This is a genomic window from Roseibium sp. (assembly GCF_965276855.1).
In the GTDB taxonomy this organism is placed as follows: domain Bacteria; phylum Pseudomonadota; class Alphaproteobacteria; order Rhizobiales; family Stappiaceae; genus Roseibium.
Map to the genome: position 1 here is coordinate 4,458,634 of NZ_OZ255700.1, position 25,278 is coordinate 4,483,911.

Consider the following 25,278-nt stretch of genomic DNA (forward strand, 5'->3'; position numbering starts at 1 on the left):
GTCTGTCTGCCTGCAGCGGGCGGCTAACCTTATGATGCCTGATAATGCGGGATAATACGTATATGGGCAATCAGGTGGTCAAATGCACGGGGCAAATTCGGTTTAATCAGGTGCCTTGGTTTGCAAGGCGAGGGCATGCAGGGCGCCGCCCATGTTGCCCTTCAGCGCCTCATAGACCATCTGGTGCTGCTGGACGCGGCTCTTGCCCCGGAATGCTTCGGAGACAACATTCGCCGCGTAATGGTCGCCATCGCCAGCCAAATCCCGGATCTCCACCTGAGCGTCGGGCAATGCCTCCTTGATCAGGGTTTCAATCTCATTTGCGTTCATTGGCATGTTAAGCGCGCCCCTTCATTGCCTGTTTCCCCCTCATGGCCGACTCAAACGGCTGTCATGTAGTCAGGGAACCAATTTTCGTGTGCTTTTTTCAGCTTTGCAACGGATATGGTGAGAACACCTTGAACTGTCAAATCCGTTCCGCCGGTAGTTCCGATCCGCTCGACCTCAATGCCGGTGTCGACAATGTCTTCCAGAACCGCATCGAGCCGGTCCGGGCTGACGGTGACGACATAGCGGCCCTGGTCTTCGCCAAAGAGCGCCGCGTGTGCCGGTCCGTCGATCTCCACGCTTGCACCCATTCCGCTGGCCATGGACATTTCGGCAAGAGCAACGCCGAGGCCGCCGGAGGAAATGTCATGAACGCCGGTGAGGCGCGCTGCGCCGATCAGCTGGCGCACAAGCGTGCCGCGCCGTTTTTCAGCCGCCAGATCGACCGGCGGCGGTGCGCCTTCTTCACGGCCGAGGATGTCGCTGAGATACTGCGAGGCGCCAAGATGTGTGCCGCGGCCGCCGATCACGAGGATAACGTCGCCTTCGTTGGCAAAGGCTGCACCCGCCCGCACGGTCACATCCGGCAGCAGGCCAACACCACCAATTGCAGGGGTCGGCAAGATCGCTTCGCCGTGGGTCTCGTTGTAGAGCGAGACGTTGCCCGAGACGATCGGGAAGTCGAGTTCACGGCAGGCTTCGCCGATGCCTTTGATGCAGCCGACGAACTGGCCCATGATCTCCGGGCGCTCCGGATTGCCAAAGTTGAGGTTGTCGGTGGCCGCAAGCGGCTCTGAGCCAACCGCCGTCAGGTTGCGCCAGACTTCGGCCACCGCCTGCTTGCCGCCTTCAAAGGCATCCGCCTCGCAGTAGCGCGGGGTCACATCGACGGAGAAGGCGAGACCCTTGCGGGTGCCGTCCACGCGGATGACACCGGCATCGCCACCCGGTGTTGCCGCGGTGTTGCCCTGGATCAGCGTGTCATACTGTTCATAGACCCAGCGGCGGGACGAGCCGTTGGCATTACCGACTAGCGTCGTGAGCGCTTCGGCATAGTCGTCCGGTTCGGCAATGTCTTCCGCTGCCAGAACAGGACGTTTTTGAGGTTCGATCCATGGACGGTCGTATTCCGGGGCTTCGTCTCCGAGTTTCTTAATCGGAAGGTCCGCAACGGTCTCGCCTTGGTGCTTGACCACAAAGCGCAGCGTATCGGTCGTGACGCCGACGATGGCGAAGTCGAGGCCCCATTTCTTGAAGATGGCTTCTGCTTCTGCTTCCTTTTCCGGGCTGAGAACCATGAGCATGCGCTCTTGGCTTTCCGAGAGCATCATCTCGTAGGCGCTCATGCGCTCTTCGCGCACCGGCACCTGGTCGAGGTTCAGTTCGATGCCGAGGTCGCCCTTGGCCCCCATTTCAACGGCGGAACAGGTAAGGCCGGCCGCGCCCATGTCCTGGATCGCGATGACCGCGCCGGTCTCCATCAGCTCAAGGCAGGCTTCCAGCAGGCATTTTTCCGTGAACGGATCGCCCACCTGAACGGTCGGACGCTTCTCCTCGATCGTGTCGTCAAACTCAGCCGAGGCCATGGTTGCCCCGCCAACACCATCCCGGCCGGTTTTCGCACCAAGATAGACGACCGGCAGGCCGACACCCTTGGCTTCGGACAGGAAGATCTTGTCGCTGTCGGCAAGGCCTGCGGCAAAGGCATTCACCAGGCAGTTGCCATTATAGCGGGCATGGAACTCGACTTCACCGCCGACGGTTGGAACGCCGAAGGAGTTGCCATAACCGCCCACGCCGGAGACAACACCGGAGACGAGGTGCCGGGTGCGCGGATGATCCGGCTCACCGAATCGCAGGGCATTCATGGCTGCGACCGGACGGGCCCCCATTGTAAAGACATCGCGCAGGATGCCACCAACACCCGTCGCTGCGCCCTGGTAAGGCTCGATGTAGGACGGGTGGTTGTGGCTTTCCATTTTGAAGACAACGGCCTGACCGTCGCCGATATCGACAACCCCGGCGTTTTCACCTGGACCCTGAAGCACGCGCGGGCCTTCCGTCGGCAAGGTTTTCAGCCATTTTTTGGAAGACTTGTAGGAGCAATGCTCGTTCCACATCGCCGAGAAGATGCCAAGTTCCGTGAACGACGGCTCGCGGCCAATCAGTTCCAGAATGCGGTCATATTCGTCAGGTTTGAGGCCGTGGGAAGCGATGAGCTCGGGCGTGATCTTGATGTCGTTCGGGATCATGTCGGTCCGGAAATCTGCGGCGTTTAGAGCGTTTTACAAAATGCCTTTGTGCGCCTGGGCCAGTTTCGCGCCGGTTTAGCAGACAAAACCTCAAAATGGGAGAGGCCTCAGCCGATTCATTTGCATGTTGTCCGGAAGGCTTTCGGCCGCGCGCGCGGTAACGTCACTCGAAGCTGTCGTAGCAGGCGCAATTGTCGTTCAAAAGGTCGCGCACAGCCACAAGGCCCTCAACGGTCTGATCCCGGGTCAGCGGATTGCTGAAGCCGATGCGGATGCAATGATAGACCTTGCCGGTGCGGCCCGGTTTGAACTCATCTTCGTCATCCACCAGAACGTTTTCCGCCGCCGCCGCTGCTTTGAATGTGCCGGGGTTCCAGGGTTCGGGCACCTTCAGCCACAGGAAGGGACAATCGGCTGACGAGCGATATTCGAACGGGCTGAGATGCTGCCGCACCAGCGCGTGGCGGGCCGCGATCTCTTCACAGACTTTCTCGCGAAAGTCAGATGCTGCACCAGACAAGATCAGTCTGGAAGACAGCTCTGAGAGAAGAAAGGAAATGCCGCCGGTCAGCATCTTGTGGGCAGTGTAAATGCGCTGGGCGTAGGACTGAGGGCTGGAGAGCCAGCCGCCTCGCACGCCGGCCGTCACGGATTTTGACAGGGATCCAACGTGAAAGGTTCGCTCCGGAGCCAACGAGACGATCGGAGGAACCGATGTGTCCCGCAAAGAGCCGTAGACCTCGTCCTCGATGATCCAGAGATTGTGCTGGCGGGCAACCTCGATAAGCTCGTGCCGGCGCGTTTCGCTCATGAACCCCGTTGTCGGATTGTGCATGGTCGGCATCAAAAACAGGATGCGTGGGTGTGTTTGGGCACAGACGCGAGCCAGATCCTCGGGCAGGGGACCCTCTTCATCCCGCTCGACCAACACCGGCCGCCGGCCAGACAGGGCCGCCCCCCGCGCGATGGAGCTGTAGGTCAGATCTTCAAAGGCAATCCGGTCACCAGGTGCTGTGGTCGCTGCAATAATCGACATAATTGCCGCCTGAGCACCGGTTGTCGGAACAATGCTGCCTTCATCAGGTTCCCAGCCGCCGCGTGACAACCAGATCTTACCGGCGGCGCGCCAATCCGGCGGGACAGCACGTGTGTAGCTTGCAATTTCGTGTGGATGGTCGCGCGTGATGTCCAACGTGATTTGCGCGATCAGCTTTGCCTGTCCGATTTCCGGCGCCGATGTGCTGTCGAACCGGATGGAAGATTCGTGAGGAACCGCGATGCGCGTGCCCGCAAACGCCCGGTCTTTTGGCGGCTGCATCGCACCTTGCACCCACGAAGTGTCTCCGGTGCGTTGGTGAACGGCTGGAGCGGACGGGGCAGGGTTGCCTGCGGGGGCGTCAAGGTTCGGTTTTGTAGATTCCTGAAGCTGGATCGGCTCTGCACTGCCAAGAACGTATGTTCCACGCCCCACTTCGCCATTCACCAGACCACGTTGACGGATAGTGGCATAGGCCCGGCCGATGGTGCCGACCGTGACGCCAAGATCATAGGCGAGATCACGCTGCGGCGGCAGCTTGGTTCCGGCTGCGAGCGCGCCGGAGGCGATATCTGCGGAGATCTGATCTGCGAGCCGCAGATAGATCGGACCTTGCCCGTCCGGGATCTGAGGAAGCCAATTTGTCATGGTGACAATTTAGTATATTGCCACCGTCAAGGAGTCAATTCATAAGATTGTCACCGTGAAAGACACTGTGATTGTGTTGATTGTATCTCTTTGAGTATCGAAAATGAGTGCATTAGAAACAATCTTCGCACCCAGCTGCACAGACCAGCCAAGAGTCTCGTTCCCGCGCTGGAGCCTGGTGCGGTTGGTCTTGCAATGGATGGCCGTTGCCAGAAGCCGGCGCGAATTGGCCAGCCTGACGGATGATCAATTGAAGGACATCGGCTTGAAGAGATCCGATGTGCTGGTTGAAATCGAAAAGCCGTTTTGGCAGGGGCCGGACTTCCGGTGACTTGGTAATGCGCCTTGCGCATTTTTTGAAACACCGTGCTTGGTCATCAAATGTCCGGGGCCCGATGTCCGGCCTTCTTAAGCAGCAGCCTTCAGCTTCTGAAGCGATAGACCCCGGATTTCGCAGGCGCCCGACCTCCGCGGGCGCCTGCAATTCATATAGTGTCGTGGGTTAGACTGCGCCGGTGTACTCGCCACGTGCCGGGTAGTCGTTTTTCTTGACGAAATCCAGCGCGCCGAGCATCTCCTGAAAATGCGGCCGGACAAACGGCATGGTTTGGACGGATGCAAAGTAGAGTGTGCCGTCGGGCTTGACCAAGAAGACACCTGGCTCTGAGAACAGGTCCGGCTCTTCGATTCCGATAGACGTCTTGCCGCGGCCCGTGGAGATGTAGAGCCCCCAGTCCTTTGCCATCGTCAGCGGCAATCCGTAACCGAACGTGAGGTCGTCGAATCCGACCTTGTCAGCCATTTGCTGTGTCCGCTCCTGATCATCGGATGACAGGGCAATGACCTCAACGCCGCGTTCCTTCAGATCTGGCAGAAGACGGCCGAGTTCCTTCAGATAGGTGGCGCAAATCGGACAATGCAGCCCGCGGTAAAAGACGACCAGTGTTGCAAAGTCAGCGGATACCGCTGAAAGATCAAAAGACCCGCCGCCGAGTGTCTCAACGGTCAGTGCTGGAACGGTCTGTCTGGGGATGAGCATGATGCTTCCTTTGTCTTGGATAAATCGGATCGACTTGGGCTAGAATATCGAACGATCTCGATATAAAAGTACAAATAAAGAAGCCGAGAGTACGGATATGCAGGCGCCTTATCGCACAAACTTCAATGGCCGGCTGGACCGGTTGTCGTCCCTGATCGACAGGTTGCGGGTTCACGTGAGCGACGGCGGAGTGGGCGGCCCCGATGTACAGCATGCCATGCTGATGATCTGCAAAGATCCGCGCCAAGATCTTCGTCTTGTGTTGCGCCCGCCAGAAGACAGTGTTTCGAATGCGCTAGATCTCGTTCGCCCGAGGGCTGATGAAAGCATCGTCGTGTCGACGAACATCGAAATCTCCGGGGTCGGCAAACGGCTATTTGCTGCGCTTCCTATTTGTCTTTCCGTCGACCTTGCAGACGATCCGAGTTTGTCGTCTGTGGTTTTGCCGCTGGTGGAAGAGGTGATGCGGCCCCGCTGTGGCGGTCAGGCTGTCTTCCAGCGCTTGTGTGAGGTTGTGGTGATTCGACTGCTGCGCCATGCCATGGAAGGAAATGAAATCGATTCAGGGCTTTTAAACGGGCTTTCTGATCCGAGGGTCGCGCAGGCGCTTGTCGCCATTCACGAGGCACCGGGCGAAAACTGGACACTGGAACGGCTCGCAGAAATTGCCGGCATGTCGCGGACCCAATTTGCGGTGACCTTCAAGAGCCTGATCGGGATTACGCCGATGACGTATTTGTCGAATTGGCGGCTCGACATTGCACGGGATGAACTCGCTGCCGGACGGCAGGTCAAGGCCGTTGCCAATATGTGTGGTTTTGCAAGCCCCGCTTCTTTTTCCCGGGCCTTTGCCAAAAGGTTTGGGTCTCCGCCCCGACGCGCGCGGCAACTTGCCTGAACCTATAGCGTTGCGTTTGTATGAAATGGCATCTGAAATAATTGCATTGTCATAATTAATGCAATTATAGATTGTAGTTCTTTTAACAATTTTAGCGCAACCTCCGGATGTCAAAACTGGAGTAGCACTTATGAAGTTACAATATTTGCCCGTTGCGGCAGTTGTCTTGTGGCCCGCGGGCGGCCCAGCGGCCGCCAATCAATTTGAAGCTGAACTCAACTCCCTCGCCAGTGGCAAGATCGCTGAAATCTCCCGATCTGATCAGGTGATTGAGGCCATCAAGGTTCAAAACGATCGGACCGGTTCATTTCAGCAGAACCAGATCGACGACCTCGACCGGACATGGCGTGCGGAAGCCGATTCCAACGACCAACCGATGATTGACGAGGTGCTTGGGAATGCACTGTCTGAATATCTCATGGATGTTCAAGACAGCAGTGACGGGCTTTTCACCGAGATCTTTGTGATGGACGCGAAAGGTTTGAATGTTGGGCAGAGTGATGTGACCTCTGACTACTGGCAAGGTGATGAGGCGAAGTGGAAGGAAACCTTTGGTCAAGGTGCAGGCGAAGTCCTCATCGGTGAGTTGGAACAGGACGAATCCACCCAACTGCTGCAAAGCCAGGTCAGCGTGACCGTGACTGATCCGGTAAGCGGCCAACCAATCGGTGCCATGACATTCGGCGTGAACATCGAAAAGCTCTAGGCCGACTTGAGCCGGGTGTGGAGCGAGAGTGGTTTTTCTGTAGCCATTGAGGCCAATGATGAAAATTTCGAAGACCTTGCCGGTAATGATTGTTGGCCTCGGGCTTGTGTGCGCTGCGGCGGTTGGAACTGCAAGTTATCTGTCCAGCAGTCGTTTGATTGCGACATTAACTGAAGACAGGCTCACAGCGTTGGCCCGCAGCCACAGGGCCGCACTCGAAGACCAAATCGCAGCCGCGGCCGGGTCGCTCAGATCAAAGGTGGAAGGGCAAACGGTCAGGGCTTCAATTGCAGATTTCGTTGCTGGCTGGGAGAAGGGGGGCGAAACATCGGCTGACCGTTTGCGGGAGGTTTATATCGCGGAAAACCCGCATCCGGTTGATCAACGGGAAGAGCTGGTTAGGGCTGGCCGAAAGCCCTATGACCGGGCGCACAAGAGTTACCACCCGATCCTGCGCCGCTATATCGAGGAGAACGGTTTTGGAGATCTTCTCCTGATCTCACCAGCTGGTGATGTTGTTTATTCCGTTAAGAAACAACAGGATTTTGCCACCAATCTCCGGGCGTCTGAGTGGTCAGGGTCGGTCATGGCCCAGGCATTCGAAAAAGCCATGGCAGGCGAAGTTGAGGCCGTTCATTTGATGGATATAGCCCCTTATGCAGCATTTGCAGGCCAACCTGTTTCGGTTATGGCTGTGCCGGTCGCAATCGGTCGCAAAACGATCGGAGTTCTCGCCGTTCACACGCCAACCCAAAAACTTTCCGATACCCTGTCGACCTATGCCGGTCTCGGCCAAACAGGCAATGTTTATTGGGTCAACGAAACCGGACTTGGCCAGAACGACAGTGCGCGAACCCCTGGAAAAAGCGAGCTTTTGGACGACACTTTTAGTCGGACCGAGGTCACCAGCCGAATGTCCGGTCCTACCAAGTATATGACACTGGACAATGTGAACGGCAAAACCGTCTCGGCCGCTCTTGCGCCATTCGAAAGCCTTGGAAAGTCATATGCCGTACTCTTAACGCAGGAAACGAGCGAAGTTCAGGCACCGCTGGTATCATTGCGCAACAACCTGCTTCTGATCGCAGCGGTGATCGCCCTTGGGATTGGGGTTGCCGGGTTGATCTACTCCCGGCGGCTGACGCGGCGGGTGAACCGGCTCGCCGGTGCCATGAAGGACTTGGCAGCAGGTGTGAACGACGTGGTTTTGCCAAAGGATCGTGGCCGGGACGAAATTGATGACATGACTCGAGCGGTCGAGTTTTTCCGGGAAAGCGTCCAGCGGCGCGGAGAACTGGAAAAAGACGAGGTTCAAGAGCGTGGACTTGAACGCAAGCGCCAGGGTGTCGTCGCCAAATCCATCCAAGAGTTTCGGGATCTCATTGAAGGTGTTGTAGCGCGGGTTACGGTCAAAACCGATGCCATGACCACAAGCGCCAGCAAAATGAGCCAGATTGCTGGCGAAGCGGCGCAAAGCGCCAGCGAAGCCAGTGTTGCAACAGAGCAGTCTTCGCACAGCGTTCAGGCTGTTGCATCTGCAGCCGAGGAACTGACCGCGTCCATCACAGAGATCCTGGAGCAGACAACCCGTGCCAGTGATGTGATTGGTGAAGCGACTTCGGTTGCCACCAAAACAGACAGTCAGGTGACAGGACTTGCAAGTGCAACCGACAAGATCGGTGCGGTGGTCGGGATGATCCGGGAGATTGCAGCGCAAACGAACCTTCTGGCGTTAAACGCGACAATTGAAGCAGCGCGGGCCGGAGAGGCCGGACGCGGGTTTGCCGTTGTCGCGGCTGAAGTCAAAGAGCTCTCGGAGCAGACGGCGAAGGCAACAGAAGAGATCGAAGGGCAGATTTCGGGTGTCCAAAACCTGACGAACGAGACCCTGGAGTCGATCCGGCTGATCGTTTCATCCATTTCCAATGTCCAGTCCATGGCCGAATCCATCACGCAGTCTGTGGGGGATCAGCGTCAGGCAACGGAGGAAATCACAAAGAGCATCACCACAGCTGCGACCGGAACCCAAAGCGCGCGCCATAACGTTGACCGGACATCCGATGTAATCAGTTCCACCGCAGGGGAGGCCGAAGCCGTTAACAAAGCAAGTGGCGAAGTGAAGTCCATCTCCAGTGACTTGTTTGAAGCGGTGGAGGATTTCCTTCAGGCGATGACAAAGGATGTTGATGACCGGCGAGCAGCCCTGCGAAAGAAAGTCGACGGTGAAGTCATCGAACTGATCGCCGACGGAAAGGAGATGCAAGTTCGCTTGCGCGATGAAACCACTAACGGCCTGGGAATCGAGCCTACAGAAGGCCTTCGGGAAAACATGGACGTTGTGATCCGCCGTACCGGAATGACGGACATGCGAGCCCGGGTAGCGTGGGTTTCAGACAAGGGAGCTGGACTTGAGCTTTGGGTCGAAAGCGGCATTCTCGCCATGGCCAGTTGATGTTTTGCGGTCAGCGGATGGCTTGGTGCCAACTAGACAGCCATATCAACGGCTTCGGATCGGATCATCCGGCTGTTCCATGCCGTAGAGCTCGTCGTTGATGTCGTCCATCCTCCGGGCGAGGAGCGCCTGAGCATCCTTCAGACCGAGATTGTAGAAGCTCGCACCAAGGGATGATGTCAGGAAGTCAATCAGGAAATCGGCTTCCATGTTGCCGATGTCCGTATCCAGTTCGTCGATTAGATACTGCCTGATCTGCTGATTGAGGCGAGTGCGGGTGTCCTTGTCCAGTTTCAGGTCCGGCATGTCTGGTTGCCCCCAACAATCAGGTGTAGAGATCGGCCCGTCAGGCAGCCTTCTCCAAAAGGCTTTCGAACAGAAGACGGCCATCGAGGCCGCCGTTAAGCGCCTCGACCAGATTTTCCGGGTGGGGCATCATGCCGAGCACGTTGCCTTTTGTGTTCGTGACGCCGGCAATGTCGTTGATCGAACCGTTCGGATTTGTGCCGTTGGCATAGCGGAACACCACTTGCCCGTTGTCTTCGACGGCCTTGAGTGTCTCAGCGTCTGCGAAATAGTTGCCGTCATGGTGGGCAACCGGGCACCGCCAGACCTGGCCCTTTTCGAATTTCGAAGAGAACCGTGTTGCGCTGTTGACGGTTTCCAGCATGACTTCCTTGCAGACAAAAGTCAGTCCGGCATTGCGCATCAGGGCACCCGGCAGAAGGCCTGCCTCTGTCAGGATCTGAAAGCCGTTGCATACACCAAGAACCGAAACGCCGCTCTCGGCTTTGGCGACCAGGTCCTTCAGGATCGGGGACCGCGCGGCAATCGCGCCGGAGCGCAAGTAATCGCCATAGGAAAAGCCTCCAGGCACCACGACCAAATCAGCGTCGGGCAGGGAGCTTTCCGTATGCCAGACGCCGACAGGGCGCGTGCCGGTGATCAGTTCCAGCGCATGGAACATGTCGCGATCGCGATTGGAGCCTGGGAAAACGATGACGGCGGTTTTCATGGAGCAAGTTCCGGAAGTTCAGAGCAGGTAAAACACAGCAACTAGGGCAATAAATGCGGGCAGCAGGATGAAGATTGCAGCTTTTATGGCCAGAAAGAGAACAGCTCTCTTTGCATCCTCATCCATTTCGCGTCCCCGATTTATGCGATCTCGATCGCGTAGTTTTCAATCACGGTGTTGGCGAGCAGCTTTTCGCACATCTGCTCCAGTTCGGCCTTGGCGGCATCTTTGTCGGAGCCGGTCAATTCCACGTCGAACACCTTGCCCTGGCGGACAGAGCCGACATCGCCGAAGCCAAGACCGCCGAGCGCGCCTTCAATGGCTTTTCCCTGGGGATCGAGAACACCGTTTTTCAAGGTGACGATCACGCGAGCTTTCATGATTGTTGTCTCCATCAGCATCTGGTAGGCGTGTTGCGCGCTCCATACACCAGCTGAACCGCTTCGCAAAGGCAAAGACGGCTATTCAAAAGAAAAACCCCTGCCAAGTGAGATCAGGGCAGGGGTCTTTGAAGATTTATTGGACCAGGGTTGGCCCTGATCCGACCGGGCGCTCGTTCTGTGTCACGAGACCCAGACGTTTGGCGACTTCCTGGTAGGCTTCCAGCATGCCGCCCATTTCGCGGCGGAAGCGGTCCTTGTCCATCTTTTCGTTGGTCTCAATGTCCCAAAGACGGCAGCTATCCGGAGAAATCTCGTCCGCGACCACGATGCGCATCAGATCGCCCTCAAACAGGCGGCCACATTCGATCTTGAAATCAACGAGGCGGATGCCGACACCCAGAAACAGGCCTGACAGGAAGTCGTTGACCCGGATGGCCAGGGCCATCATGTCGTCGAGTTCCTGCGGTGTTGCCCAGCCAAAGGCCGTGATGTGTTCTTCAGACACCATCGGATCATCGAGTTCATCGTTCTTGTAGTAGAACTCGATGATGGAGCGCGGCAGCTGGGTGCCTTCTTCAAGACCCAGGCGCTTCGCAATTGATCCAGCGGCAACATTGCGCACAACCACTTCAAGCGGGATGATCTCGACTTCGCGGATCAGCTGCTCGCGCATGTTCATGCGGCGGATGAAGTGCGTCGGAATGCCGATGGCATTCAGGTTGTTGAAGATGTACTCGGAGATGCGGTTGTTGAGCACGCCCTTGCCGTCAACGATCTCGTGTTTCTTGTTGTTGAAAGCAGTCGCGTCATCCTTGAAGTGCTGAACCAGGGTTCCTGGCTCCGGACCTTCATAGAGAATCTTCGCTTTACCTTCATAAATGCGCCGGCGGCGGTTCATGGGCTTATCCGTCTCGTTATTGAGAGAAACCTTGCGAGGGATATCTGCGCCTATACGTCTCGTTCACTGGGAATTTGGCTTCGACCAGGTGGGGACCGTATGGCCGCAAATCCTCGATTGCGGCGCGGAACTTACCCGAAGCGGGGCGAAAGCACAATCTTATGTTTTGTGCGAATTTCCGGGGAATGTCATGCTTTTGGACAATCCGTGTCGCTACTACGTTGATTTGCGAAGCGGTGGGGGATATTGAAAGAGCCAAATGATCCCCATATTGGGGATGTGCACCGCAGTTCAGGAGACTTAGAAGCATGAGCACATTCGACAAGCGCGAGCAGGGATTTGAAAACAAATTCGCGCATGACGAGGAGCTGCGGTTCAAGGCAACCGCCCGCCGCAACAAGCTGCTGGGCCTCTGGGCAGCTGGACTTCTCGGATACGAAGGCGACAAGGCCGAAGAATACGCCAAGGAAGTTGTCCGGGCTGACTTTGAAGAACCGGGCGATGAGGACGTCTTCCGCAAAATCCGCGCGGACTTTGATGCCAACAATGTCGATCAATCTGATCACCAGGTTCGCCGTACCATGGATGAACTGATGGCAACCGCCGTGGACCAGCTGCAAAACGAAGGCTGATCAGCCAGTTTTCTTTGATGCAACCATTTTAAAACGCCCGCCATATCCGGCGGGCGTTTTTGTTCTGTCTATAATATCGCGCGCGAGCGGGCTTCCTTATTCAAACGTGTAGGAACCGAGTTCGCAAAGGTCGAGACCATAATCCTCAAGTTGTTCGCCATCTGAGAAATCAGCGCGAATATCATAAACGCAGGTTGCCAGACCGTCTTGAATGTATATGTCGGTTTCATAACCGGCACCGAGAGGGGCACCCGACATCAAATTGTTTTGCCAGTCGTTTGAGCTGGCTGGTGAAACAAAAAACCCGGTAATTGCGGCATTCGACTCATTAATCAGCAGAAATTCCAGATCTTCGGCCTTTGCCGGTAAAATTGTGGCTGCAGCAGAGCACAAAGCGGCTGAAACAAGTGTAAGAGCTTTCATGTTTTTCCTTTTTGGTAGCTTTAAACTTGGGGCCAAGTCGTCAGTTTTTTAGCATTATTCGCTTCAAAAGACTTGGTAATCAATATTCCACTGGATTAGGTAGGCATACAAAAAGGAGCCGCCTATGTCTCAGAATTTTTCCCTTGCCGACAAATTACGCGCCGGACAGCCGGTCATCACAGGCTGGTCGATGCTGGCGGCACCTATCGTTGCGGAGCTTTTTGCCCGCAGCGGCTATGAAGCGGTCACACTGGACCTTCAGCATGGGATGCATGACTTCCAGTCTGCCAGCGAAGGCTTTGCGGCCCTGGTGCTCGGTGGGGCTCACCGGATTGCGCGAATCCCTGTCGAAGACAATGCAACCGCCAGCCGCCTGGCTGATATGGGCGCAGAATGCCTGATCGCTCCAATGATCAATTCCCGTGCAGATGCCGAAGCTTTTGTGAAGGCCGTCAAGTACCCGCCTGTTGGAGAACGCAGCTGGGCGCCGTTCCGAGTGGTTATGCTCAACCAGCAGACGCCGGATGCCTACTTGGAAGCTGCCAACGATCAAACACTTGCACTGGCCATGGTGGAAACGCGCACATCGGTTGATGCTCTGGATGACATCTTGGCTGTGCCGGGTCTGGACGGAGTATTTGTTGGACCAAGCGATCTGTCGCTGGCTCTGTCAAATGGCGAAAAACTGGATCCGAACGGCGAGGAGACGGCCCGGGTTTGCGGCGAAATCGCAGCCCGAGCAAAAGCAGCCGGGAAGATCGCCGGTATCTTCTGCATTGGTGCGGCAAAAGTTGAGGAGGCCATCGCCCAAGGTTTCAGGCTTATGGCCCACGGCACAGACATGATGATGTTCGATGAGGCGGCGCGCGCCTACCTTCAAGAGGTTGATGCGGTGACAGGATCCGGACCGGCTGCAAGCTATTGAGGTCGCGTGTTCTCGGGTAGGGATGAGAAGCGCGCGGGCGCTCCTCAAAGCGTTCCACCGGTTTAGCCGAGCTTTTTCATGAAGTGGGCAAAGGACATCATGCCTTCGGGCCAGGGTCCGTGCCCGCTTTCCAGATTGATGTGGCCAGTCTCGCCGGCATCCTGGAACGTCGTGCCCCAGGCGTTCGCAAAATCCTGAGCCCGCTCATAATCGCAGTAAGGATCGTTCCGGCTCGCAACAAGATGGCCGGGGAAGGTGAGCGGATGAGTCGGAACAGGTTTGAAGTCACCACCGTCAAACTCTGCAATAAGGCCGTCGCGGTCCCAATCAGATGGAGCAACCAGATAAGCCCCCTGAACCTTGTCTTTCAATGCGTGCGCGGCGTGCGCAACAAGAATGCAGCCCAGCGAATGGGCAACCAGGACAACTGGCCGCTGACAGGCCTCGACTTCTTTGACCAGCGTGTCCACCCAGTCCTTTTTGTTCGGGCGGTGTAGGTCGGCTTGAGCCACAACGCGTGCGGTTGGCATCTTGTCCTGCCAACGCAAAAGCCAATGGCCCGGCAGGGTTTTGCCGTAGCCGGGAATGAGAAGGATGTCGGTTTCTGAAATCTTCAAGACAAGTCCCCTTCGGGGTTGGGTGAAGCTCTAAGCGCTGCGTGAAACCATATTTCTCTCATAAGGTCCAGCCGAAAGCCTGCCGGTCGCAGTTCAAGTTAAATGGTGTATTCCGTGGTTGTTTTAACTGTTGCGTGTAAATCTCAAGAATGCGGCATGTAACAATTCTACCAAGTGCAGTTTTGACGATACTGTCTCGTATTTGTGAGTAATTTATTCAGTTCTTTGGGGCTTTCTGACTAGGTCGAATTCAGGATGAGGGAAAAGCATGGAGCGTGCTGTAGTCATTGGCGGCGCTGGATTTATCGGATCCCACCTGCTTCGTTCCTTGAAAGACAGCGGCAGATTTGAGGAGCTGGTGAGTGTTGATCTGGTGGCAGCGCGCCGGCCAGTCGAGACTGTCGATTATATAATTGCGGATATTCGCCAGCCACTGCGTCTGGATCTGTGTCAGGCCCCGGATGTTATTTATAATCTTGCCGCGGTTCATCGAACACCTGGCCATGAAACACATGAGTATTACGAAACGAATGTGGCCGGAGCGACGCATGTCTGCGAGTTCGCACGGGCTCTTGGTGTCAAAAAGATCGTTTTCACAAGTTCGATAGCCGTTTACGGCCCAGATGAAGCGCCCAAGGAAGAAACGACGCCGACTGCACCAAAATCAGCATACGGATGGTCCAAGCTCTTGGCCGAACAGATCCAGCAGAGCTGGCAGCAGGAAGCGCCGGACCGCAAATTGGTGATTTCCCGGCCTGCGGTTGTTTTCGGTGCTGGAGAAAACGGCAATTTCACGCGGCTTGCCGGTGCCCTTAAAAAAGGGTTCTTTCTTTATCCAGGCCGGAAGGACACCATCAAGGCGTGTGGCTATGTCGATGAGTTGATCCGGTCTTTCGACCACATGCTGGAGCAGGAAGAAGGGCAGTCGCTCTACAACTTCTGCTATCCGCACCCCTATACGATCGAGGAAATCTGCCAGAGTTTCGAGCGTGCCGGTGGGGTGTCAAAACCCCGCGGTGTGGTTCCTTTGCCGCTGATGAAGCTCGCGAGTCTGCCATTCGAGGTCTTGAACGCGCTTGGCATCAGAAACGGGATCAACCGGGCGCGTATCCAGAAACTGGTTGTATCGACGAACATTGTCCCGGCCAAGCTTAAGGCTTCGGGGTATGGCTTTGAGACAGATCTCGATAGCGCGTTGAAGGATTGGCGCGCGTCATCCCTCACTGAAGATGGTTTTGCATAACTACAAGCGTGATCTGCGGTTCATCTGACAACGGATCCGTCGAAACAGGACATAAAAAAAGCCCCGCGGATATCCTGCGGGGCTTTGAAAATTGATAAGGCCGATGTGCTCGGGCAGGCACATCATTGCTTTGCTTACACGTTGATCTGTCCGTAACGCAGAGCCTCAACCACTGTGTGGGTCTTGTTGGAGGCATTCAGCTTGACGCTGGCATTTTGCAAATGCGCATGGACGGTTCGTTGGGAGATATCCAGAACATCCGCGATTTCGCCGGCGGTTTTGCCGTAGGCGGTCAGTTCCAGAACCTTACGCTCGCGTGTCGACAGGGCGCCCGGGCGTTGGCCCGAGACCACGCCAAGTTCACGGAGGCGCGAGAAAGCTGCTGCCGACAGTGCCTCAAGATTGGACAGATCGTATTTGCTGACCTGCAGAGCCGGGCCACTGGCAAAAACAAAAGCCTGGAACGGGTAGAGTTCGGTCACTGGCACGACGACAATCTGGCTTCCTTCGCCAGCCGATGCCATGAGATCGGAATGCTCCATGTCACCGGCGGTGATTGTCCAGATGCGGGCCCGGTTTGAACCCAGTCCGAGCATCAAGGCGCTGTCAGTTGCCGACAGAGAGGTGCTCTCGATTCCGTCGTTGCGCTGATCCGGCCACCGGAAGCGTTGCACCAGATTGTCAATCGGACGGTTGGGCATCGGCAGGCCTGTGAGTAGGATATGGGTCGCGCCCATGCGCCGGAGGTTGGATTCCAGAATATCCAGAACGTGGTGAGCAGCGTTGGCCTCAGAGATTGCTCTCAGTTTGTTTTTCAATTCGGTTTGATCAAGCATTGTGCACATCCTTTACGGCTGAAAAGCCGTATTTTTGGACAAGCCACAGCTATGCTGTTGGCGATCCTGATGGGTTGACTCGCGTATGGCACAGGTGACCAGCCCCCAGCCAAACTCGAAATGTTGCGCTTTTATTTTTGGGATGTTTGTTGTTCTTCCGTGGATAGAACTTCCCATGCGTCAACAAGTTCACGCTACAATACAATTGATGATCGTACCAATATGGAAAAACCTGCAATTTGGCTTTATGTGCCATTTTGTTTGCATTACCCGAGCGGTATTGGGTGTATAAATTGCCTATTTGTTTATCAGGGGTTGTTTTTGCTCTAAATGTATATTGTAATAAATGACAATATTATTTGTTTTTAACGCCTAATTAATTATATCAAGGAATCGGAGCCACTGTTTGATTTTGGAGCTGTCGGGATTGCCGATTGTCAGATCGAGGCGCTTTCCTCTTTCTAGTCTTACCCTTTGTGCTGAGTTGCTTAGACTTAACCTGCGGACTAAAACCTGCGGCAAGGGAGACTGTATCCATGCCAATTCGTTTTTCTGTGCCAGATCATTTCTACACTTCTAATGAAGACGCTTGGTGGTCTGCGGTTGACAAGGCTCTGAAAGGAGCTGCTCGGGATCGGTTGACATCTTATACCGACGACGGGTTGCCGATTGAGCCACTCTATCAAAACCGCACGGATCTCCCGGCCCGCGCTCTTCGAGGGCAAGCTGGCTCATGGACCATAACACAACGGATTGATTTGCCGGAAATAGCAGCAGCCAACGCTCAGATACTGGAAGATTTGGACGGCGGTGCAAGTGGTGTTGATCTTGTCGTAGATGCAAACGGCTCAGGAGCGGGGCGTGGCGTTCAAATCAGGACCGCTGACGATTTCGCGCGCCTTTATGCTGATGTTCTTCCAGACCTTATTGAAACCCGTATCGACGGAGGCAGCCATACCCTCGGGCTCATCCAAGAGTTTCTTGGCTACCTGAAAGCCTCGCACATTGATCCAACATTCGTTCGCCTCACTGCCGCTTACGACTCGAATTCGGCCAAAGAGGGCAGCGCAGCCGACATCGCAATTCTGCAATCGCTTGTGGAAGAGAGTGTTGCATGTGGCAGCCCGGTGCGCCTGCTGACAGCGGACGGGCAGGTCTGGCACAATTCCGGCGCCAGCGATGCGCAAGAGTTGGCACTCGTGCTTGCCTCTTCTGTTGCGCATTTGCGTACGCTGGAAAAAGCCGGAGTGGAGCCGGAAGGCTGGGCGGAGCGGATTTCGATCACACTGGTAGCCGATGCCGATCAGTTCGGTGCTATTTCCAAGGCCCGGGCGATCCGGAAGCTTTGGGCATCCGTTTTGGCAGGCGCCGGCGTGAAGCAAGATACTGCCGATCTGCATATGGTCACCTCCCGGCGAATGCTGACCCAGCGCGATCCTTGGGTGAACCTCCTCCGCAACACGGTAGCGTCTTTTGCAGCCGGTGTCGGTGGAGCTGACAGTGTTTGTGTATTGCCACACACAGAAGCAATCGGTTTGCCAGATGCGTTCGCCCGCCGGCTCGCGCGCAACACCCAGTCGATGCTTTTGGAAGAAAGCAGCCTGGCGAAGGTCATGGATCCGTCTGCGGGGTCCGGAGCGATTGAGGCGCGGACGGATCAACTCTGCGCGGCCGCATGGGCATTCTTTCAAGAAATCGAGTCGGCAGGCGGATTGCTCGCTGCGCGCCAGAGCGGATTGGTTGACACAAAGATCGCCGAAACCAAAGCCAAAATCGAAAAGGATATCGCCCGGCGCAAGCGCCCGATCACCGGCGTCAGTGAGTTCCCAAATCTTGGCGAAAAGCCCGTTGATGTGCTTGCAGCTGCGAACAATGATGATAGTTGGCGCTATGCCGAACCTTTTGAGGCGCTCCGGGCTGCCGCGGATGCACATGAACAGGCAACGGGACAGGCACCAGGCATCTTCCTGGCGACCCTTGGCCCGCTCGCGCAGTTCACGGCTCGCGCCACGTGGCTGGCCAGTGCATTCGCAGCCGGCGGTTTGAAGGCAAGTGAAGCGGCTGTCTATGGATCGATTGACGAAATGGCGGCCGCGTTCAAGGAAAGCGGCGCAGCGCTGGCATGTATCGTGTCGTCAGACACTGTTTACGAAAATGAGGCCGAAGCTGCCGCGAAAGCCCTTTCCGATGGCGGGGCCAAACACATCTACCTTGCAGGAAAGCCGGGCGACAAGGAAGCCGCGTATCGTTCTGCCGGTGTCGGAACCTTCGTTTTTGCCGGTTGTGATATATTGGAACTGCTTCGCGATGCGCACGGCCTCTTGGGGCTCCCAAGCGCTTCAGCAGAACAAGAACTGGAGGGCCAAGCATGAGCCGGGTTCCGGATTATTCCAAGGTTCCGTTTCAGGACGCGCTTGGCGCGGCCCATTCGGGCGAAGAGGCGGCCTGGACCACCCCTGAGGGCATCGATGTTGCTGCTGCATACAGTGCCGGTGACATTGCCGACCTGAAACATATCGGCACCTGGCCGGGTCTTCCGCCGTTCATGCGGGGGCCGTATCCCACGATGTATGTCCAGCAGCCTTGGACCGTGCGCCAATATGCTGGGTTCTCGACGGCCGAAGATTCAAATGCGTTTTACCGGCGGAACCTTGCCGCTGGTCAGAAAGGTCTCTCGGTTGCTTTCGATCTTGCCACGCACCGGGGCTATGACAGCGATCATCCGCGTGTCTCGGGTGATGTTGGCATGGCCGGTGTTGCGATCGATTCGATCTATGACATGCGCACGCTCTTTTCCGGCATTCCGCTGGACAAGATGAGTGTGTCCATGACCATGAACGGAGCCGTCCTACCGGTTTTGGCGCTCTATATCGTGGCTGCGGAAGAGCAGGGCGTTGATCAAAAGGATCTCTCCGGCACCATTCAGAACGACATTCTGAAGGAGTTCATGGTCCGCAACACCTATATCTATCCGCCGAAGTCGTCGATGAAGATCATCTCCGATATCTTCGCCTACACCTCACAGAACATGCCGCGGTTCAACTCGATTTCCATTTCCGGCTATCACATGCAGGAAGCGGGTGCGACGGCGGATCTGGAGCTTGCTTACACGATCGCGGACGGCATCGAGTATGCCCGCGCCGGTGTCGCGGCTGGCATGGACATTGACCAGTTTGCGCCGCGCCTGTCGTTCTTCTGGGCGATTGGCATGAACTTCTTCATGGAAGTTGCAAAGCTGCGCGCTGCGCGCCTGATCTGGGCGACCTTGATGGAAGAAAACTTCCAGCCGAAGAACCCGAAATCCCTATCTCTGCGCACCCACTCTCAGACGTCCGGCTGGTCGCTGACGGCGCAGGATGTCTTCAACAATGTCATCCGTACGTGTGTGGAAGCAATGGCAGCGACGCAGGGGCACACCCAGTCGCTGCACACCAATGCGCTGGACGAGGCGCTGGCGCTGCCGACAGACTTTTCGGCGCGGATCGCCCGGAACACCCAGCTTTTCCTGCAGCAGGAGAGCGGCACCACCAAGGTCATCGATCCTTGGGGCGGATCATACTATGTCGAGAAATTGACCGCCGATTTGGCCGAAAAGGCGATGGCGCATATCCGCGAAGTCGAAGAACTGGGCGGCATGGCAAAAGCCATTGAAAAGGGTATTCCCAAGCTTCGGATCGAAGAAGCGGCGGCCAAGACCCAGGCGCGGATCGACAGCGGTGCGCAAACGGTCGTTGGCGTCAACAAGTTCAAGCCGGAGAGTGAACAGGCCATCGACGTTCTTAAAGTCGACAATGCGACCGTACGGGCGGCCCAAATTGACAAGCTGAAACGGCTGCGCGCAGAGCGCAACGAGGCGGAGACGCAGGCCGCGCTCGATGTTTTGACAGAATGTGCAAAGACCGGCGATGGCAATCTTCTGGATCTGTCCGTCAAGGCTGCGCGGGCGATGGCGACCGTCGGAGAAATCTCGTTCGCGATGGAGAAGGTCTTCGACCGTCATAAAGCGGAGATCAAATCGATTTCAGGAGTGTACAAGCGGGAGGCTGGCGCAATGTCCGGCACCATGGAAAAGGTACAAAGCCTCGTTGAAACATTTGAGGACAACGATGGTCGGCGTCCGCGGATTCTGGTTGCCAAGATGGGCCAGGATGGTCACGACCGCGGCCAGAAGGTGATTGCCTCGGCCTTTGCCGATCTCGGTTTTGATGTCGATATCGGCCCGTTGTTCCAAACCCCGGAAGAGGCGGCCCGGCAGGCGGTTGAGAACGATGTCCATGTGGTTGGCGTGTCGTCCCTTGCCGCAGGTCATTTGACGCTGGTCCCAGCACTGAAGAAGGCGTTGGCCGATGAGGGCCGGGAGGACATCATGATCGTCGTGGGCGGTGTGGTTCCGCCGCAAGACTACGATGAGCTCTACAAATCCGGAGCCGCAGCCATCTTTCCGCCGGGGACTGTCATTGCGGAAGCAGCTGTTGGGTTGATTGAAAAGCTGAATGTTCAGCTTGGTTACGCGCCGGCCCAGGCTGCCGAATAAACGTAATTGGCAATCAAAATTCGAACCGGCTGCGGGAAACGCAGCCGGTTATTTTGTTTTGGCTGACTGCTTCAAGCTGAGCTGAACGGGCTTTTCCAAATACAAAACCCCCAAGTTGGAACCCACACGCCAGCGCACCTTCGCCAAGTTCACGGTCGCAAGCTTGGTATCAGCGACATAAAGCGTGTCGGGCAGATCAGCTTCGGCGTCTGGAATGACAACACCTGTCCCGCCGTTTTGAAGGTCGTAGAGTGTGCAATCACAAATATCGGTCTTGTCGACTGTGAGGAGTTTTCCGTGCCTCAAGCGTGTTCGGGAGGCCGGTGCCAGCCGTATTCCAGTGTTGTCTGTAACTGACGGTGCATACATAAGAAATGGGCTCCAAAAGGATATGATGCGCAATAATCCTGGAGCGTTTTATTTGTCAAAATTTGCGATGAAATTACAGTAATTTGTACAATTTCATACGTATTTGATGAAATTTTGACGGGTTATGGATCTTCTGGCGCTTCGTAGATCAGAATGTCGCCCGGCTGACAGTCCAGAACTTCGCAGATCTTTTCCAAAGTTTCGAAGCGGACGCCCTTCACCTTTCCGGACTTAAGCAGGGAAACATTCTGCTCGGTGATGCCAATCCGTTCGGCAAGCTCCTTCGACCGCATCTTCCGGCGGGCGAGCATCACATCCAGTTCGATAATGATCGGCATGTTCGAGACCCTGATGCGTCGATGTTAGACGATTTGCCGGTTTTCTTCTGCGAGCAGGGCCGCCTCGCGAAAGATCCATCCAAACAACAACATAAGCGCCCCTAGAATCAGTGTGAAAACTTCGCCGCCATCGAGAGAAACGTCAATGACTCTCTTCACTTCAGGATAATCAAGTGTCGCGACCATGATGCCAACCGGGTCGCTGGCAATATCAAAAACCGCAAACGAAATCATCCATGCGCCGAGTGAAAAGACATTTTCCAAAGCCTGAGGGGAAAAGTAGTCCCCAGTTTCAAAGTGCCTGCAGACACAGCGTAAGGCCCATATGATTCCAAGGACGAGGGCAAGGCTGACCACCAGAAGGACGGCCAAAATGGACCGCTGTGCGAATGGGATTGAGCTCAATTCTCTTTCGCCTTCGCCAATCCAGATGGTTTCGTCAACGCTCCACGCAGGTCCCTCCGGGAACAGGAATACAATAGTCAGGCCGACCCCAACCACGAAGGTGGCAAAAAGGGATAGGGTTGCGATCCACTTGACCAGTCTTGCAACAATACGAATGCGCTTGAGGCGCTTGCCTTGTTCAATGACGGATGTGTCGGCCATTGTCTGTCCCCCGGTTCAGATCAGATAAATTGGCGGTTTTCATCCGCGATGAGCGCGGCTTCCCGCAAGATCCAGCCAAAAAGCAGCATCAAGGCCCCAAGAACAAAGAAGAAGAGTTCTCCCCCATCCAGGGTCACATCAATTGACCGTTCGCCGGGTGGAAAATCATACGTCAAAAGCACCGAGCCAACTGGATCGCTGATCAGGTCAAAAGTTGCAAACGCAATGAGCCAGACGCCGAAGGAAATGACACTGGCGAGAGTCTTTGGGGAGAAAAATTCCATGCTTTGGAACCGCTTGAAAACCTGGCGAATGTTCCAGCCGGCCAGCATCAAAAGCACAAATGCGATGCCGGATACGATCGACAAGCCGAAGCGCTGGATTTGAGGAATCTCGCCCAGCGGACGTTCAATGTCGGCGAAATCGATGGTTTCGTCAGGTGCGATCATCAGTTCGTTCGGCAGAGAAATCCCAACAATCACGATAAGGCCGAAAATCAAGATCAGGAGCAGAATTCCGCTCACAACCCATTTCATGAACGCAGACACCCGCCTGATCCGGGTCAGTCGTTTTTCGCGTTCTGACCATTCCATCTCTGTCATGATTTCCTCCGGCCTTATTTGCTGAAAGGCCAATACATTTTGATAAATCAATTAGTTCTACGAACTCAGAGCCTTTGGGCCAGTGCGTTCAGTGCGCGTTCATCCGCAAGGGAAGATGTTGGTACGCGGGTGAGTGCTGCCCTTTGACGAAAAGAGCCTCTAGTCCATTTTGAAAAAAAACGCAAACTCAAAACATTGCAGTTGACAAAATAATCATCGTTGTGATTTTTAAAATTATCGTTTCGCAATAATTTTTGATTGTTGTGTTTCGGGTTTGACGAGATAACCGAAGTGAGACCTCACATGGTAAGTTCCTTTACCAATCGCGATAGTTGCGTTTTTTATGGCTGTTCGCCGCAGCCGAAACCGTTTCGACGCCTCCGGAATTCCTTGCCGAATACAAGGCATTGGCTGGTAAAGCCCTTTGTATTATGCGCAGCCCTGGCTGTTCTGGTCGGCGGAGCCAAGGCCGCCGACATGCCCGTCGCTGGGGGAACAGAGTTTGTTCCAATGGCGCCTGCCGGATCCATTTGGGCGGGACCGTATCTTGGTTTTGAGGCCGGCGGGTCTCAAACAGTCACGGATGTGAAAGCGGGCGGTCAGAAGAAAGACTATTCCCGTTTCGATGCCGCGTTTGGTGTTTTTGGCGGCTACAACTGGGAAGTTTCCCGGGTGATCCTGGGCGTGGAAGGGGCTGCGACCTATATTGGTGACACGAAAAAAGGTCAGCATCCGGTGCTTGGAACGATCGAGACCGGGTCCAAGTGGTCGGTGACTGCAAAGACTCGCGTTGGTCTGCCAATCAACAATTTCATGCCGTATATAAGTCTTGGCGTTGCTGCGACCGATCACAGCCTGAAGGCCAATGGCCGGACCGAGAGTTCGGTCGGGCTTGGTGCGGTTCTTGGCGCCGGTGTTGAGGTCGCCATGCACGATAACTGGCGGCTTCGCGCGGATTACACATTGACCGGGATCGCCGACACCAAGGACACCTTTGCCGGAACGCAGGCCAAACGTACCGCCGGCAACCATCGTTTGATGCTCGGTATTGCGCGTGCCTTCTAACGACCTCAATCCTTGAAATACAACTACGGCTGCGCATCGATAAACGCGCAGCCGTAGGTCTTTTTGTTTCAGTTGTTCCTAGCCATAGACCAGATTTGGCAGCCAGGTGATGATCCCCGGGAACATCATACAGAGCACCAGTCCGATGATTTGCAGCGCCAGGAAGGGCAAGGCGGACTTGAAGATGTCCGTCATCGGGATATCCGGGGGTGCAACGCCGCGCAGATAGAACAGCGCATAGCCAAACGGTGGCGACAAGAAGCTCATCTGCATGTTGACGAGATAAAGCACCCCGAACCAAAGGACGAGGTCGTCCGGGTTGTCGAGCCCGAAAGCCGCTGCGCCGAGCGCTTTGACGATCGGCACGAAGATCGGCACACAGAGCAACAGGATCCCGACCCAGTCAAGGAACATGCCAAGGATCACCAGCACCACCTGCATCAGGATCAGGATGCCCCAGGGGCCGAGGCCGGTAGCTTCCAGAGCGCCTTGCACAAACTGCTGGCCACCTTCCAGGACGTAAAGCCCGACAAAGATGGTAGCACCGAACATAATCCAGATGACCATGGCGGAGGCCTTGAGTGTCGTCAGAGAGGCCTCGCGCAGTGTCTGCCAGTCAAGGTTCCGGTGAATGGCCGCCACGATGATGGCCCCGAAAGTCCCAATCCCGGCCGCTTCCACCGGCGTTGCAACACCGGTAAAGATGACCCCGAGAACGATTGCGATCAGTGCAATCGGCGCTGACATGCCGGACATGAGCCGCATTTTTTCCTTGAAGGGAATGCGCTCTTCTTCCGGGATCGGCGGGCCTTTTTGAGGGCTGATCGTGCAGGAAATGATCACGTAGAGGATGTACATCCCCGAGAGCAACAGCCCCGGCACGACCGCGCCGATGAACAGCTCTCCTACGGATTGTTCGGCCACGACGGCATAGATGATCGCAAGGATCGACGGCGGGATGAGAATGCCGAGCGTACCCCCGGCCATGATCGATCCCATGGCGATCTTTGGGTCATAATGACGTTTCAGCATGGCAGGCAGGGCGATGATGCCCATGGTAACCACCGCCGCACCGATCACCCCCACCATCGCCGCCAGAACTGTGGACGCTATGATGGTTGCGGCCGCCAGTCCGCCCTTAACACCCCCGAGCACCTTGTAGATGACATCGAACATGTCGTTGATGATGCCCGCTCGCTCCAGCATCGACGCCATGAAGATGAACAAGGGGATCGCCGAGAGCTGGTAGTTCGTCATCAGCGGGAAGATGCGCGATGGAACGATGTTGAGCGCGCGTTCGTCGCCTAAAATGAACAGGAACACGCAGGCCAAGCCGCCGGTCACGAAGGCGAGCGGAAGGCCCGCCATCAACAGCACCAGCAGTGATCCGAACATGATGAGTGTCAGCCACTCAATGCCAATTTCAAGACCCAT

Annotated in this window: 27 protein-coding genes; 10 read left to right on the top strand and 17 right to left on the bottom strand. The window is 55.9% G+C overall.

All coding sequences use genetic code 11. The annotated features are described in order from the left end of the window. Positions 1 to 102 precede the first annotated feature (102 nt). The 3 genes from ACQY4Z_RS20485 to ACQY4Z_RS20495 form a co-directional block, all read right to left on the bottom strand. Positions 103 to 336, bottom strand: a complete 234-nt coding sequence (locus ACQY4Z_RS20485; protein ID WP_133946685.1) for a BolA family protein — start codon at positions 334 to 336, stop codon at positions 103 to 105. 44 nt (positions 337 to 380) lie between these two features. After that, on the bottom strand, positions 381 to 2,579 hold the full coding sequence (gene purL, locus ACQY4Z_RS20490; protein WP_428524376.1) for a phosphoribosylformylglycinamidine synthase subunit PurL: 2,199 nt from the start codon (positions 2,577 to 2,579) through the stop codon (positions 381 to 383). A 163-nt stretch (positions 2,580 to 2,742) separates the two neighbouring features. Then, entirely contained in the window at positions 2,743 to 4,263 is a 1,521-nt protein-coding gene (locus ACQY4Z_RS20495; RefSeq protein WP_428524378.1) for a PLP-dependent aminotransferase family protein, read from the bottom strand. 103 nt (positions 4,264 to 4,366) lie between these two features. On the opposite strand from ACQY4Z_RS20495, the gene ACQY4Z_RS20500 reads away from it, so the two are divergent. Continuing rightward, positions 4,367 to 4,594, top strand: coding sequence for a DUF1127 domain-containing protein (locus ACQY4Z_RS20500; RefSeq protein ID WP_428524380.1), 228 nt, complete (start codon positions 4,367 to 4,369; stop codon positions 4,592 to 4,594). Between the two features lie 171 nt (positions 4,595 to 4,765). On the opposite strand, the gene ACQY4Z_RS20505 is transcribed toward ACQY4Z_RS20500, so the two are convergent. Continuing rightward, positions 4,766 to 5,302, bottom strand: a complete 537-nt coding sequence (locus tag ACQY4Z_RS20505) for a peroxiredoxin-like family protein (RefSeq protein ID WP_428524382.1) — start codon at positions 5,300 to 5,302, stop codon at positions 4,766 to 4,768. A 97-nt stretch (positions 5,303 to 5,399) separates the two neighbouring features. Between ACQY4Z_RS20505 and ACQY4Z_RS20510 the strand changes: the two genes are divergently transcribed. The 3 genes from ACQY4Z_RS20510 to ACQY4Z_RS20520 all read left to right on the top strand — a co-directional run bounded on the left by ACQY4Z_RS20510 (position 5,400) and on the right by ACQY4Z_RS20520 (position 9,358). Continuing rightward, positions 5,400 to 6,200, top strand: a complete 801-nt coding sequence (locus ACQY4Z_RS20510; RefSeq protein ID WP_428524384.1) for an AraC family transcriptional regulator — start codon at positions 5,400 to 5,402, stop codon at positions 6,198 to 6,200. 130 nt (positions 6,201 to 6,330) lie between these two features. Continuing rightward, the gene (locus ACQY4Z_RS20515) at positions 6,331 to 6,906 is read left to right on the top strand and encodes a hypothetical protein (protein WP_428524386.1); all 576 of its coding nucleotides are present in this window, start codon (positions 6,331 to 6,333) and stop codon (positions 6,904 to 6,906) included. Positions 6,907 to 6,961: 55 nt separating this feature from the next. Further along, the gene (locus tag ACQY4Z_RS20520; protein ID WP_428524388.1) at positions 6,962 to 9,358 is read left to right on the top strand and encodes a methyl-accepting chemotaxis protein; all 2,397 of its coding nucleotides are present in this window, start codon (positions 6,962 to 6,964) and stop codon (positions 9,356 to 9,358) included. A gap of 45 nt (positions 9,359 to 9,403) precedes the next feature. On the opposite strand, the gene ACQY4Z_RS20525 is transcribed toward ACQY4Z_RS20520, so the two are convergent. From ACQY4Z_RS20525 to purC, 5 genes are all read right to left on the bottom strand, one after another. Beyond that, positions 9,404 to 9,664 carry a DUF2164 domain-containing protein gene (locus ACQY4Z_RS20525; protein WP_428524390.1) on the bottom strand — a complete coding sequence of 87 codons (261 nt, stop codon included), beginning with the start codon at positions 9,662 to 9,664 and terminating at the stop codon, positions 9,404 to 9,406. Positions 9,665 to 9,704: 40 nt separating this feature from the next. Then, positions 9,705 to 10,373 (bottom strand): phosphoribosylformylglycinamidine synthase subunit PurQ, encoded by a 669-nt coding sequence (gene purQ, locus ACQY4Z_RS20530; protein ID WP_428524392.1) that lies wholly within the window; start codon positions 10,371 to 10,373, stop codon positions 9,705 to 9,707. A gap of 18 nt (positions 10,374 to 10,391) precedes the next feature. Continuing rightward, positions 10,392 to 10,499 (bottom strand): phosphoribosylformylglycinamidine synthase-associated small membrane protein, encoded by a 108-nt coding sequence (locus ACQY4Z_RS20535; protein ID WP_428524394.1) that lies wholly within the window; start codon positions 10,497 to 10,499, stop codon positions 10,392 to 10,394. 14 nt (positions 10,500 to 10,513) lie between these two features. Beyond that, positions 10,514 to 10,756 carry a phosphoribosylformylglycinamidine synthase subunit PurS gene (gene purS, locus ACQY4Z_RS20540; protein ID WP_040452276.1) on the bottom strand — a complete coding sequence of 81 codons (243 nt, stop codon included), beginning with the start codon at positions 10,754 to 10,756 and terminating at the stop codon, positions 10,514 to 10,516. 133 nt (positions 10,757 to 10,889) lie between these two features. Beyond that, positions 10,890 to 11,654, bottom strand: coding sequence for a phosphoribosylaminoimidazolesuccinocarboxamide synthase (purC, locus tag ACQY4Z_RS20545; RefSeq protein WP_133946693.1), 765 nt, complete (start codon positions 11,652 to 11,654; stop codon positions 10,890 to 10,892). Positions 11,655 to 11,962: 308 nt separating this feature from the next. Here purC and ACQY4Z_RS20550 point away from each other — a divergent pair, with 308 nt between their 5' ends. Next, positions 11,963 to 12,286 (top strand): DUF1476 domain-containing protein, encoded by a 324-nt coding sequence (locus tag ACQY4Z_RS20550; protein ID WP_428524396.1) that lies wholly within the window; start codon positions 11,963 to 11,965, stop codon positions 12,284 to 12,286. A 96-nt stretch (positions 12,287 to 12,382) separates the two neighbouring features. Here the strand turns inward: ACQY4Z_RS20550 and ACQY4Z_RS20555 are convergent, their stop codons facing one another. Next, positions 12,383 to 12,709, bottom strand: coding sequence for a hypothetical protein (locus tag ACQY4Z_RS20555; RefSeq protein WP_428524398.1), 327 nt, complete (start codon positions 12,707 to 12,709; stop codon positions 12,383 to 12,385). A gap of 124 nt (positions 12,710 to 12,833) precedes the next feature. Between ACQY4Z_RS20555 and ACQY4Z_RS20560 the strand changes: the two genes are divergently transcribed. Continuing rightward, entirely contained in the window at positions 12,834 to 13,634 is an 801-nt protein-coding gene (locus tag ACQY4Z_RS20560; protein WP_428524400.1) for an HpcH/HpaI aldolase family protein, read from the top strand. A gap of 62 nt (positions 13,635 to 13,696) precedes the next feature. Here the strand turns inward: ACQY4Z_RS20560 and ACQY4Z_RS20565 are convergent, their stop codons facing one another. Beyond that, on the bottom strand, positions 13,697 to 14,251 hold the full coding sequence (locus ACQY4Z_RS20565) for an RBBP9/YdeN family alpha/beta hydrolase (protein WP_428524402.1): 555 nt from the start codon (positions 14,249 to 14,251) through the stop codon (positions 13,697 to 13,699). Positions 14,252 to 14,519: 268 nt separating this feature from the next. Here ACQY4Z_RS20565 and ACQY4Z_RS20570 point away from each other — a divergent pair, with 268 nt between their 5' ends. After that, entirely contained in the window at positions 14,520 to 15,494 is a 975-nt protein-coding gene (locus tag ACQY4Z_RS20570; protein ID WP_428524404.1) for an NAD-dependent epimerase/dehydratase family protein, read from the top strand. Between the two features lie 134 nt (positions 15,495 to 15,628). Here the strand turns inward: ACQY4Z_RS20570 and ACQY4Z_RS20575 are convergent, their stop codons facing one another. Then, a complete protein-coding gene (locus tag ACQY4Z_RS20575) occupies positions 15,629 to 16,330 on the bottom strand; it encodes a LuxR C-terminal-related transcriptional regulator (RefSeq protein WP_428524406.1) in 702 nt (233 codons plus the stop codon). A 536-nt stretch (positions 16,331 to 16,866) separates the two neighbouring features. Between ACQY4Z_RS20575 and ACQY4Z_RS20580 the strand changes: the two genes are divergently transcribed. Continuing rightward, on the top strand, positions 16,867 to 18,702 hold the full coding sequence (locus ACQY4Z_RS20580) for a methylmalonyl-CoA mutase family protein (RefSeq protein ID WP_428524408.1): 1,836 nt from the start codon (positions 16,867 to 16,869) through the stop codon (positions 18,700 to 18,702). Next, positions 18,699 to 20,864 (top strand): methylmalonyl-CoA mutase, encoded by a 2,166-nt coding sequence (gene scpA, locus ACQY4Z_RS20585; RefSeq protein ID WP_428524410.1) that lies wholly within the window; start codon positions 18,699 to 18,701, stop codon positions 20,862 to 20,864. The genes ACQY4Z_RS20580 and scpA overlap by 4 nt, the downstream gene beginning before the upstream one ends. 48 nt (positions 20,865 to 20,912) lie before the next feature. Here the strand turns inward: scpA and ACQY4Z_RS20590 are convergent, their stop codons facing one another. The 4 genes from ACQY4Z_RS20590 to ACQY4Z_RS20605 form a co-directional block, all read right to left on the bottom strand. Beyond that, positions 20,913 to 21,233 (bottom strand): hypothetical protein, encoded by a 321-nt coding sequence (locus ACQY4Z_RS20590; RefSeq protein ID WP_133946701.1) that lies wholly within the window; start codon positions 21,231 to 21,233, stop codon positions 20,913 to 20,915. A gap of 122 nt (positions 21,234 to 21,355) precedes the next feature. Further along, positions 21,356 to 21,571 (bottom strand): helix-turn-helix domain-containing protein, encoded by a 216-nt coding sequence (locus tag ACQY4Z_RS20595; protein ID WP_428524413.1) that lies wholly within the window; start codon positions 21,569 to 21,571, stop codon positions 21,356 to 21,358. 24 nt (positions 21,572 to 21,595) lie between these two features. Continuing rightward, complete coding sequence (locus tag ACQY4Z_RS20600; protein WP_428524415.1) at positions 21,596 to 22,177, bottom strand: DUF2975 domain-containing protein; 582 nt, start codon at positions 22,175 to 22,177, stop codon at positions 21,596 to 21,598. A gap of 20 nt (positions 22,178 to 22,197) precedes the next feature. Then, positions 22,198 to 22,779 carry a DUF2975 domain-containing protein gene (locus ACQY4Z_RS20605; protein WP_428524417.1) on the bottom strand — a complete coding sequence of 194 codons (582 nt, stop codon included), beginning with the start codon at positions 22,777 to 22,779 and terminating at the stop codon, positions 22,198 to 22,200. A gap of 390 nt (positions 22,780 to 23,169) precedes the next feature. On the opposite strand from ACQY4Z_RS20605, the gene ACQY4Z_RS20610 reads away from it, so the two are divergent. Further along, positions 23,170 to 23,844: an outer membrane protein gene (locus ACQY4Z_RS20610; RefSeq protein WP_428524419.1), complete on the top strand. Its 675-nt coding sequence runs from the start codon at positions 23,170 to 23,172 to the stop codon at positions 23,842 to 23,844. Between the two features lie 78 nt (positions 23,845 to 23,922). Here ACQY4Z_RS20610 and ACQY4Z_RS20615 read toward each other — a convergent pair whose 3' ends face one another. Next, positions 23,923 to 25,278: a TRAP transporter large permease gene (locus ACQY4Z_RS20615; protein ID WP_133946705.1), complete on the bottom strand. Its 1,356-nt coding sequence runs from the start codon at positions 25,276 to 25,278 to the stop codon at positions 23,923 to 23,925.

Excerpts from the sequence above, each read along its gene's own strand:
- ACQY4Z_RS20520 (WP_428524388.1), top strand. The coding sequence starts at position 6,962 with ATGATGAAAATTTCGAAGACCTTGCCGGTAATGATTGTTGGCCTCGGG.
- ACQY4Z_RS20535 (WP_428524394.1), bottom strand. The coding sequence starts at position 10,499 with ATGGATGAGGATGCAAAGAGAGCTGTTCTCTTTCTGGCCATAAAAGCT.
- ACQY4Z_RS20505 (WP_428524382.1), bottom strand. The coding sequence starts at position 5,302 with ATGCTCATCCCCAGACAGACCGTTCCAGCACTGACCGTTGAGACACTC.
- ACQY4Z_RS20595 (WP_428524413.1), bottom strand. The coding sequence starts at position 21,571 with ATGCCGATCATTATCGAACTGGATGTGATGCTCGCCCGCCGGAAGATG.
- ACQY4Z_RS20495 (WP_428524378.1), bottom strand. The coding sequence starts at position 4,263 with ATGACAAATTGGCTTCCTCAGATCCCGGACGGGCAAGGTCCGATCTAT.
- ACQY4Z_RS20570 (WP_428524404.1), top strand. The coding sequence starts at position 14,520 with ATGGAGCGTGCTGTAGTCATTGGCGGCGCTGGATTTATCGGATCCCAC.
- ACQY4Z_RS20580 (WP_428524408.1), top strand. The coding sequence starts at position 16,867 with ATGCCAATTCGTTTTTCTGTGCCAGATCATTTCTACACTTCTAATGAA.
- ACQY4Z_RS20510 (WP_428524384.1), top strand. The coding sequence starts at position 5,400 with ATGCAGGCGCCTTATCGCACAAACTTCAATGGCCGGCTGGACCGGTTG.
- ACQY4Z_RS20575 (WP_428524406.1), bottom strand. The coding sequence starts at position 16,330 with ATGCTTGATCAAACCGAATTGAAAAACAAACTGAGAGCAATCTCTGAG.
- ACQY4Z_RS20555 (WP_428524398.1), bottom strand. The coding sequence starts at position 12,709 with ATGAAAGCTCTTACACTTGTTTCAGCCGCTTTGTGCTCTGCTGCAGCC.
- ACQY4Z_RS20605 (WP_428524417.1), bottom strand. The coding sequence starts at position 22,779 with ATGACAGAGATGGAATGGTCAGAACGCGAAAAACGACTGACCCGGATC.
- ACQY4Z_RS20590 (WP_133946701.1), bottom strand. The coding sequence starts at position 21,233 with ATGTATGCACCGTCAGTTACAGACAACACTGGAATACGGCTGGCACCG.
- ACQY4Z_RS20525 (WP_428524390.1), bottom strand. The coding sequence starts at position 9,664 with ATGCCGGACCTGAAACTGGACAAGGACACCCGCACTCGCCTCAATCAG.
- purC (WP_133946693.1), bottom strand. The coding sequence starts at position 11,654 with ATGAACCGCCGCCGGCGCATTTATGAAGGTAAAGCGAAGATTCTCTAT.
- scpA (WP_428524410.1), top strand. The coding sequence starts at position 18,699 with ATGAGCCGGGTTCCGGATTATTCCAAGGTTCCGTTTCAGGACGCGCTT.
- purL (WP_428524376.1), bottom strand. The coding sequence starts at position 2,579 with ATGATCCCGAACGACATCAAGATCACGCCCGAGCTCATCGCTTCCCAC.
- ACQY4Z_RS20500 (WP_428524380.1), top strand. The coding sequence starts at position 4,367 with ATGAGTGCATTAGAAACAATCTTCGCACCCAGCTGCACAGACCAGCCA.
- ACQY4Z_RS20515 (WP_428524386.1), top strand. The coding sequence starts at position 6,331 with ATGAAGTTACAATATTTGCCCGTTGCGGCAGTTGTCTTGTGGCCCGCG.
- ACQY4Z_RS20600 (WP_428524415.1), bottom strand. The coding sequence starts at position 22,177 with ATGGCCGACACATCCGTCATTGAACAAGGCAAGCGCCTCAAGCGCATT.
- ACQY4Z_RS20485 (WP_133946685.1), bottom strand. The coding sequence starts at position 336 with ATGCCAATGAACGCAAATGAGATTGAAACCCTGATCAAGGAGGCATTG.
- ACQY4Z_RS20560 (WP_428524400.1), top strand. The coding sequence starts at position 12,834 with ATGTCTCAGAATTTTTCCCTTGCCGACAAATTACGCGCCGGACAGCCG.
- ACQY4Z_RS20550 (WP_428524396.1), top strand. The coding sequence starts at position 11,963 with ATGAGCACATTCGACAAGCGCGAGCAGGGATTTGAAAACAAATTCGCG.
- purQ (WP_428524392.1), bottom strand. The coding sequence starts at position 10,373 with ATGAAAACCGCCGTCATCGTTTTCCCAGGCTCCAATCGCGATCGCGAC.
- ACQY4Z_RS20615 (WP_133946705.1), bottom strand. The coding sequence starts at position 25,278 with ATGGGTCTTGAAATTGGCATTGAGTGGCTGACACTCATCATGTTCGGA.